This window comes from candidate division WOR-3 bacterium (assembly GCA_026418155.1).
Classification (GTDB): domain Bacteria; phylum Hydrothermota; class Tepidihabitantia; order Tepidihabitantales; family CAIPLT01; genus JAOABV01.
The window spans coordinates 1-9779 of record JAOABV010000063.1 but is presented as its reverse complement, the minus strand read 5'-3'; the positions used below and the strand labels follow the sequence as shown (position 1 = coordinate 9779).

At 35.2% G+C, this 9779-nt stretch carries 9 protein-coding genes; 8 read left to right on the top strand and 1 reads right to left on the bottom strand.

The window, feature by feature from the left end:
* The 5 genes from N2201_06585 to thiE all read left to right on the top strand — a co-directional run.
* Nucleotides 1-381, top strand: a 381-nt coding sequence (locus N2201_06585) for a hypothetical protein (protein MCX7785871.1), incomplete at its 5' end; no start/stop codon positions are given.
* 1 nt (nt 382) lies between these two features.
* Nucleotides 383-859, top strand: a complete 477-nt coding sequence (locus N2201_06580; GenBank protein MCX7785870.1) for a GNAT family N-acetyltransferase — start codon at nt 383-385, stop codon at nt 857-859.
* Nucleotides 860-1263: 404 nt separating this feature from the next.
* Nucleotides 1264-1446 carry a DUF5668 domain-containing protein gene (locus tag N2201_06575; protein ID MCX7785869.1) on the top strand — a complete coding sequence of 61 codons (183 nt, stop codon included), beginning with the start codon at nt 1264-1266 and terminating at the stop codon, nt 1444-1446.
* On the top strand, nt 1443-1595 hold the full coding sequence (locus N2201_06570; protein MCX7785868.1) for a hypothetical protein: 153 nt from the start codon (nt 1443-1445) through the stop codon (nt 1593-1595). Before N2201_06575 ends, N2201_06570 begins: the two co-directional genes overlap by 4 nt.
* Before the next feature lie 9 nt (nt 1596-1604).
* Entirely contained in the window at nt 1605-2651 is a 1047-nt protein-coding gene (gene thiE / locus N2201_06565; protein MCX7785867.1) for a thiamine phosphate synthase, read from the top strand.
* 32 nt (nt 2652-2683) lie between these two features.
* On the opposite strand, the gene N2201_06560 is transcribed toward thiE, so the two are convergent.
* Nucleotides 2684-3934 carry a guanine deaminase gene (locus N2201_06560; protein MCX7785866.1) on the bottom strand — a complete coding sequence of 417 codons (1251 nt, stop codon included), beginning with the start codon at nt 3932-3934 and terminating at the stop codon, nt 2684-2686.
* A 489-nt stretch (nt 3935-4423) separates the two neighbouring features.
* Between N2201_06560 and acs the strand changes: the two genes are divergently transcribed.
* The 3 genes from acs to N2201_06545 all read left to right on the top strand — a co-directional run bounded on the left by acs (nt 4424) and on the right by N2201_06545 (nt 9530).
* Complete coding sequence (acs, locus tag N2201_06555; protein MCX7785865.1) at nt 4424-6328, top strand: acetate--CoA ligase; 1905 nt, start codon at nt 4424-4426, stop codon at nt 6326-6328.
* An 86-nt stretch (nt 6329-6414) separates the two neighbouring features.
* The gene (locus N2201_06550; GenBank protein MCX7785864.1) at nt 6415-7818 is read left to right on the top strand and encodes an OFA family MFS transporter; all 1404 of its coding nucleotides are present in this window, start codon (nt 6415-6417) and stop codon (nt 7816-7818) included.
* Nucleotides 7819-8231: 413 nt separating this feature from the next.
* Nucleotides 8232-9530, top strand: coding sequence for an NADP-dependent malic enzyme (locus N2201_06545; protein MCX7785863.1), 1299 nt, complete (start codon nt 8232-8234; stop codon nt 9528-9530).
* Nucleotides 9531-9779 lie beyond the last annotated feature (249 nt).

Here is a 9779-nt window from a genome sequence, read left to right as displayed (position 1 = left end):
GTCTTAGCCGAAGTCATTGAACATCTTTATACTTCGCCGATTTGTGTGCTAAAGTTTATTGATTCGTTTTTAAGTTCAAATGGGTTTCTGATTATTCAAACACCAAATGCGGCTTCGTTGTTAAAGAGAATAACACTTTTAATTGGGAGAAATCCTTATGAGATGATAAGAGAAGGACCATTTAATCCTGGACATTATCGTGAATATACCAAAAAAGAACTATTTTTACTTGCTCAACAGATAGGTTATAAAGTCTTCTGGTTTAAATATAGTAATTATTTTAATCGTCTGTCAAAAATTGAAAAAATCTACGGATTTGCGCAAAAATTCATGCCGCCGTCCTTAAACGATGGAATGACACTAATTTTGCAAAAACCATAATATGAACCAATCAGTAAATATCAGAGAAGCAACGGAAAAAGATGTTAAACAGATATGTAAAATTGCAAGACAAGTGTTGAATATAGTTACACAACATCGGCCTGAATTTTTGGGTCGACTTGTTGAACTGCAAAAAATAGATAGATTTTATTTAAATGCCCTAAAAGAAAAGAATAGTGCAGTATTAGTAGCAGAAAAACAGAATAAAATAATCGGCTATGCTTATATCACAATTGAACGGAAACCAGATGATTTAATCGCAATTCCTTATCTAAGTATTAATGAATTGGTTGTTGATGAAAAATATCGCGGTCAAGGTATTGGAACATCTTTGATGAAAAGAATCTTTCAATGGGCAAAAAGGAAGAAATTAAAAGTTTTGCAATTGGCGGTGTGGGAATTTAATCAGAAGACTATCAAGTTTTATCAAAAATTCGGATTTAAGACAATTATGCGCAAAATGGAAAAGGTGCTATGAGCAGAATCTGTACTTATAGAATTTGCCGGCTTGATTTTCCAAAGTACAACCTGAAATCCGATGTTGTGTCCTTTTCGAAAACCTACGCTACCAGATACGCTGTCCTTCACCTGATAACATCCTAAAAATGCTAAAATAAGTTAATACAAAAATGCTAAAAGCAAATATCTTAAGTCTAATTTTTCGCTGTTTGATAAAAGAGTTAAAGGAAATATTTCTCCAAAACTTTAAAGAAAGCTTCATAAAAGTAGTGCATGGTGGAGGGAGTCATACCATCAAGTTAGAGGTGTTTTGCATTAAGATATTGGATTTGATAATGTTATGAGAAAAATTTGCTTGATTTTTTGTATAATTAAACGTATAACTTTTAAGATCGGTGTTATTTGATAAAATAGGGAGCACTTATGATAAGAAAAATTATAGAAGCATTAATCCTTATATCCATAGGACTTTGGATTTGGTTGTCAAAGTTGGGTGTGGTTTCTTGGCGGATTGTTTTTAAGCGAGATTGGCCTTTGGTCCTTGTTATTATTGGCGTTTTAATATTTGTTGAAGTTATTACGAAAAAAAGGAGACAAGAAAAATGAGACGGTTAGTATTGCCCATCACTATTATAATTATTGGTTTTTGGATTTGGTTAAGTAATATTGGATTACTTGCTTTTCATCGTGATTGGCCCTGGATTATTATTCTTTTTGGCATTTGGCGTTTAGTGAAAGCATTAAAAAATAAATAATTCAAAAATATGAATAGAATAATTGATGTTAATCTTAATCGGTTTTCTGAAGGTTTAAGGGTAATCGAAGAAATTTGTCGTTTCTATTTAGAGGATAAGAATACTTTAATGCTGATAAGAAACCTGAAAAGTAGACTATGGGAAAAATTAGCTCCAATCAGAAAAGATGTTATCTGGTTTCGAAAGAGTGAAAAAGATTTAGGTCGGCAAGATAGGTTTGATAAGACTCAACGCACATCAATTTATGATGTCGTCAGTGCTAATATCAAACGGTGTCAAGAATCAGCAAGGGTGTTAGAAGAAATTTTTAAGATTCGGAATCAGAAGATATCAAGATTTTTTAAACAGACCCGATTTGTGCTTTATGATTTAGAAAAGAATTTGAATCAACATTTTATTGTCGAATTTGACCCGAAACTTTATGTCATTATTGATACGGAAACAACTGGTAGAAAATATCTGAGCAAAATAACAAAAGCACTTGTTTTAGGTAAAGCCACAATGCTCCAACTTCGCGAGAGCAAAGATACACCGACTAAAATTTGGTTGCAAGATGCGAGAACAATTAAAGATAATATTAATAAACCATGGGTGAAATTTATTATTAATGACCGAATTGATATTGCGCAAGCAGTAGATGCGGATGGTGTTCATCTAGGAGCAGATGATATGCCGATAAAACAAGCGCGCGGAATTCTACCGATTAATAAAATAATTGGTATGACTGTAAGAAATGTTCAAGATGCTCAAAAAGCAGAGCGAGATGGTGTCAATTACCTAAGTGCCGGCTCAATCTTTGCATCCCGTACTAAACCTTCGGCACCAGTAATCGGATTAAAGCGACTAAAAGCAATTACAAAATCAGTTAAGACTCCGGTTATTGCAATCGGTGGTATTACCCCAGAAAATACTAAGAAAATTTTTCGAGTTGGTGCCAAAGGTATTGCAGTAGTTTCAAGTGTGTTTAATGGAGTTGATTTTAATGCTCATAATTTTGAAAATGCCATAAAAATTAATCTAAAAAGATTATTAAAAGAAATTAATTATAACTTTTAATAATTCAGTTTTTGGGAGAATCTTTTCGATAATCAGAATTTTTGATAATACAGCCTCTTGCCTTGAACATAAGTTTCGATAATTAATCGGTCATCGCCGCAAAATATTAATTGAGATAATAGTTCTTCAGTTTTGGTTTTTTTATTACAATCTGTTGGATAGTTCACAACAATAAAATCACCTTCTTTGCCTTGAGCAAAATTACCAATGCGATTATCCCAACTTAAGACTTTGGCGCCTCCCAATGTAGCGTAGTAAAACGCTTTATGGGGAGAAATTCTTCTCACATAATAGGCATCACGCATCACAGAAAACATTGAAAATGATGGGCCTGCACCAACATCACTTCCTAAACCAATAGTTATATTGTATTTCTCCATTTTTGCGGTATTAGCGCGACCACTATGTAAAAAGAAATTTGATGAAGGGCAGTGAGCAACTTTAGTCTGGGTTTGACTTAACAGTTTATATTCAGAATCTTTTAGATGAATTGCATGAGCAACAATTGTTTTTGGTCCTAAGATGCCAGTTTGGTAATATAATTCAGTATATGAGTGGTATTGAGGAAATAGTCTGCGAGTTAATTGTAACTCCTGAAGATTTTCCGCAAGATGCGTATGGATGTAAGTATTATTATCTCGACAGAATTTAGCAATTGCTCTTAATAATGATTCAGTTGTTGCGGGAGCAAAGCGAGGACTAAAAGCATAATAAAGCCGTTTATCAATGCCGTTCCATTTTTCAAATAATTTGATACTTTCATTTAGTGATTTTTGGGTTGATTCCACTGGCAAGTGGGAAAATTTATTATCCATCATTGCTTTACCAATAATAGCTCGAATGCCGCAATCATAAGCAATTCGAAAAGCCCAATCAGTATATGTAAATGAACTGGACGAGAAAATTAGACCGGTCGTGGTCCCATTTTTAAGCATCTCTTGATAAAAAGACTTTATATCTTTCTTAATTTTTTTTATCGTTGATACCTTAATTTCACTTTTAATTACATAATTATTTAACCAATTTAAGAGTTCATCGCCATACCGACCGCGTAAATGGAGTTGAGGTAAATGAAGATGAACATCAATAAAGCCTGGCAAGATAATAAATTTGTTATAATCAAGAACTTTAGCATTACGATAAGCATACTGAATTTTTTTGTGCCATTTACCATAGTTGAATATTTGGCCATTATTATCAATTGCTAAAAATCCATTGGGATAGTCTTCAAAATTATTGGCATCAAGAAAATTAATAACCCGAGCGCGAAAAATTCTCATCATCGTATAGGACTTTACTTAAGAATTGCTATTTGTCAATACTTTAAGTTATGAGAACACCGAATAAGTGCTATTAATGCAAAAATATTAAAGAATTTTTTAGTCTTCAGTCGGGGTGATAAATTAACTTTCGCTAAAGTTATTAATTGAGATTTTAGGACAAATAGATTTTTGCTCAAGAATATACAAAATCATTGAGTGTTTTCTTAATCTTTTGCAAGTTTTGCGTCACATTTTCAGTGCTTTGTTAATTCATTAATTGACATTTTGTATTTTTTTATTATACTTGAAATTAATTATTTTTTGTTAAAATAAAAAGTTGTTAAAATGACTAATCGCAATTTGCTTGTTTGTGGTTATCTGATTTTAATTTCGCCTCTAAGGCATAAAATCTTGCTAATATGGTAACTCTTAATTTTTTGTGTCTTAGAGGTTTTATAATAAAAAATGTAAAAATTTATTTGATATATTTGATATAAGGGAGGAATATTTATGGCAGATAATAAAGAAATCTATTATCCACCAGAAAATCTGGTAAAGAATGCTAATGTCACAAAGTTTATGGAAAAACATAATTTGAAAACATTAGATGACTTGCTTAAAAGAGCAGAAGACCGTGAATGGTTTTGGAGCGAGATGGCAAAAGAATTAGAATGGTATAAACCATTTGATAAAATTTTAGAATGGAATCTACCATTTGCTAAGTGGTTTTTAGGTGGAAAATTTAATATTGTGCACAATGCGTTAGACCGGCATATGAAGACTAATATTGCAAATAAAATTGCTTATATCTACGAACCAGAACCAGAAAATGAAAAAGTCGAACGCTGGACCTATGCAGATATTAATCGTGAAGTTGGTAAATTTGCTAATGCTTTGAAAAAACTTGGGGTAACTAAAGGCGACCGGGTCACAATTTATTTGCCAATGATTCCGCAATTACCAATTGCAATGCTTGCTTGCGCGAAAATTGGTGCGATTCATTCGGTAGTCTTTTCGGGATTTAGTGCTGGTTCGCTAAAAGACCGCATTGTTGACGCTGAGGCTAAGATTCTCATTACCGCTGATGGTGCATATCGCCGGGGAAAGTTAGTGACCCTGAAAAGTAATGCTGACGAAGCAGTTAAAGACTGTCCAAGTATTCAAAACATTATTGTTTTCAATCGGGCAAATTCTAAAGTTAATATGACACCAAAACGCGACCTTTGGTGGCATGAACTAACTGCTAATGAATCTGACCAATGCCCAACTGAACAACTTGATTCTGAAGACATCTTATATACGCTATATACTTCAGGCACTACTGGTAAACCAAAAGGCATTGTCCATGTCCACGGCGGTTATGCGGTTGGTGTTTATACAACGATGAAGTTTATCTTTGACATTAAAGATAATGATATTTGGTGGTGTGCGGCTGATATTGGTTGGGTTACAGGTCATAGTTATATTGTTTATGGTCCGTTATTGAACGGTGCAACTTCAGTGCTTTATGAAGGTGCGCCAGATTATCCTGATGCTGGTCGATGGTGGAAGATGATTGAACGAGAAAAAGTAACAGTATTTTATACTTCACCTACTGCGATTAGAATGCATATGAGATATGGTGAGCAATTTGCTCAGAAATATAATTTATCCAGTTTAAGACTATTAGGCAGTGTTGGTGAACCAATTAATCCCGAAGCCTGGCGCTGGTATTATAANTATATTGGTGGTAGCAGATGTCCAATAATGGATACTTGGTGGCAAACTGAAACTGGTCATATTCTTATCTCACCATTACCAATTACTCCATTAAAACCTGGTTCAGCCACAAAACCATTTCCTGGAATTAAAGCCGATGTTTATACCAGTGAAGGTAATCCGATTAAACCGAATGAGAATGGATTTGCAGTGCTGTTAGCACCTTGGCCAGGGATGCTTAGAACTCTGTACAAAGACCCTGAGCGATACAAACAAGTCTATTGGTCTCGCTTCCCTGGAGTTTATCTTACAGGAGATTCCTGCACAATTGATGAAGATGGTTATTTCTGGTTTAGAGGGCGCGCGGATGAAGTGCTTAATGTTGCTGGACACCGTCTGGGCACGGCAGAAGTTGAAAGCGCCTTAGTTGCACATCCTGCAGTGGCAGAAGCCGCAGTAATTGGCATTCCCCATGAAGTCAAAGGTGATGTTCCAAAGGCATATGTAACTCTCAAAGTTGGTTTCATACCTTCTGAAGAATTGGCAAAGGAACTAAAAGAATGGGTTTCCAAAGAAATCGGACCAATTGCCCGTCCTGAAGAAATTGAATTTCGAGATAAACTTCCCAAGACTCGTTCCGGCAAAATTATGCGACGATTACTTAAAGCCGAAGCATTAGGCAAACCAGTCGGCGACATATCAACTTTAGAAGAATAGATAATTAAACAAAGGAGAGAGTAGTGAACATTATCTTATTTTATACTCTCTCCTGATTTTTCTCTAATCTGAATTAAGGGGTTTCGATGAAAGATGAAAAACTATTCAACCGTTGGTGGATTGTTTTTGCCGCAATTATTATTCAACTCTGTTTAGGTGCAATTTATGCTTGGAGTGTATTCAGAAAACCTTTAGAACAACAACCTTTAATTAATAAATCAACTACCGCTTCAGAAATAATAGGATTTGATACTTTACTGGTTCGAGGGGATGGCGAGGAAATTTTGATCAGAGATTCTATCGAGATTAGAACTGGCGACTTGTGGAAATTAACTTATAATGAAAAAGAAAAAAAAGTTGTAACAAAAATAAATTCTATTCATGGTGATACATTAAAAGTAAAAAGAGGTCTTTCCCCAACTCAAGCATCTTTGCCATTCTCATTTGTTTTAATTTTCTTTGCCTTAGCAACTATTATCGGTGGTCGATGGCAGGATAAAGCAGGTCCGAAAATTGCAATTGCCGGCGGTATCTTATTAGGTCTTGGTATGATTTTAGCAAGTTTTGCCAAAACCCTTTTAGCCATCGTGTTATTTTATGGTGTAATTTCTGGTATTGGTATTGGTATTGCCTATGTCTGTCCAATTTCTGCTGGTGTTAAATGGTTTCCGGATAAACGAGGTCTGATAACCGGTTTATCAGTTGCTGGATTCGGTGCTGGCGCATTGATTGTTGGTCCGGTCGCACGAAGTCTAATTGATTCTGTCGGCATTTTCAATACATTTAGAATTCTGGGTATTGTCTTTCTAATTTTGGTCTTTATCGGTGGAATGATATTAAGAAATCCACCTTCAGGATACAAACCTGCGGGATGGACTGCACCGACAATAACTGCAACTTCAAAAATAGATTTTAGTGTTGGCGAGATGCTATCAACCGGCAGATTCTACTTAATCTGGCTAATGTATTTTATTGGTTGTGCTTGCGGATTAATGGTTATTGGTCAAACTTCACCAATCGGTCAAGAACTGGCTCAGTATTCTAAAGAAACTGCTGCTTTCGGTGTTAGTCTATTAGCAATATTTAATGCGATGGGTAGAATCTTTTGGGGCAGAGTCTCTGATTCTTTTGGTCGAATGAAAACTTTATTTTTAATATTTCTTATTTGCGGATTAGGTATCCTCTCATATAATCTAATCACCGGATTTCAATCTTGGTTTTGGGTCGGCATATCTTTAGTTGGTTTGTGCTTTGGCGGTTATCTGGCACTCTTTCCCGCAATTACCGCAGATTTATTCGGCACCAAGAATGTCGGGGTCAATTATGGTTTTGTCTTTACGGCCTATGGAGTCGGTGGTCTCTTGAGTAATATTTTCGCACCACGAGTAAAAGAATTGACCGGGGGTTATACATTTGCATTTATTGTCACCGGTGTATTATGTTTGATTGCTTCAATATTAACATTTTTAGTCAAAAGTCCTAAGAATTGAGATTTATTTGTCAGAGCGTCATAAGAAAAATATACAAAAAGAAATATAGAAATGTGAAAAAAATATAGAGATATATGTGAAAAAAATATAGAGATATAAAAATATTAAAAGAGATGTAAAAATATTAAAAAAGAAATGAAATATAAAAATATTAAAAAAGAAATATAGAAAAATAAAACATAAAATTATAAATAAAAATAAGATATTAAATATTAAAAAAATATGAAATAAAAAACAAAATATAAAATGCAGATTTCTCTGTTTTCAGTGGCAATTAGGAGGCTTAAATGAAAAAAAAGAAAAAGCCTATCCAAAAGGCGAAAAAAATAATCCGTAAAAAACCAAAACCGGCTAAAAAGGAATTAACGCCGGAAGAGAGAATTGCCTTAGCCAAAAAACCTGGTCAGGACGCAATGAAACTCCATCCGTTCTATAAAGGCAAAATCCAAGTCGTGCCTAAATGCGCAATTCGTGATTTTAATGACTTTGCCATCTGGTATACACCCGGAGTCGCTGAACCCTGTAAAGATATTAAAGCCAATTTAGAAAAAGTCTGGGAGCATACTAACCGTGCTAATACCATCGCCGTATTTACTGACGGCACCCGTGTTTTAGGACTTGGCGATATTGGACCAGAAGCATCGCTACCGGTAATGGAAGGTAAAGCATTACTATTTAAATACTTAGGTGGTGTTGATGCTGTGCCCATTGCGATTAGAACCAAAGACCCAGAAGAATTTATTAAATGCGCAAAACTACTTGAGCCTTGTTTTGGGGGATATAATCTTGAAGACATTGAGCAACCAAAATGTTTTTATATTCTTGATACTCTTCGCAAAGAGATGAACATTCCAGTTTGGCATGATGACCAACAAGGAACTGCTGCAGTAACAGTTGCGGGTTTAATTAATGCCTTAAAAATTGTGGGCAAAGACCCGAAAAAAGTTAGAGTAGGAATGATTGGTGCTGGCGCAGCTGGTATTGCTTGTTTACGTGTGATGGTCACTTATGGTTTTGACCCAGGTAAAATTGTGATGTGCGATGTCTACGGAATTATTCATAAAGACCGTCCAGATTTTGAAAAACACTTTGCCTATACTAAAGACTTAATTCTAAAGACTAATGCTGAAGGCCGTAAATCCGAGCGTGTCGAAGATGCGATTCCTATCACAATGGAGGAAATGGATATAGTGATTGGTTATTCCAAACCCGGTCCGGATGTAATCAAAAAAGAATGGATTCAAAGAATGGCAAAAGACCCCATTCTATTTGTCTGCGCTAATCCGATTCCTGAGATTTGGCCTTGGGAAGCAAAAGAAGCCGGTGCCAAAATTGTTGCTACTGGACGCTCAGACTTTCCTAACCAAGTTAATAACTCATTAGGATTTCCTGGAATTTTTAGAGGCGCACTTGATGTTAATGCACGAACTATAACTGATGAGATGTGTATCGCAGCAGCAGTTGAACTGGCAAAAGTGGCTGAAGACCGAGGCTTAAGAGAAGACTATCTCATTCCCACAATGGATGATTGGGAAGTATTTCCTCGCGAAGCAGTTGCCGTTGGCATGAAAGCAATTGAACAAGGAGTTGCCCGCATTACAATGACTCGAGAACAATTATATAAGAAAGCATCAGAAACTATAAAGAATGCTCGAAAGATGTCCCAAGCACTAATGAAACAAGGCTTTATTCCCAAACCACCAAAAGAATAATATCCCAAACCACCAAAAGAATAATAAATCATCTAAATTTCAAAGGGGCTAACAACTATGTTAGCCCCTTTTATTTTTAGTATAAAGATTTTATTAATTAGTCCCTTTTATTTTTAGTATAAAGATTTTATTAGCGCGTCATCTAAACTAACATATAACAGAGAGAACAACTTTCTCAATGATTTCCTCAATCGCTCTGACAACTGCTTCCTGAATTGCTTCCTGAATATATCCGACAATTACTTTCAC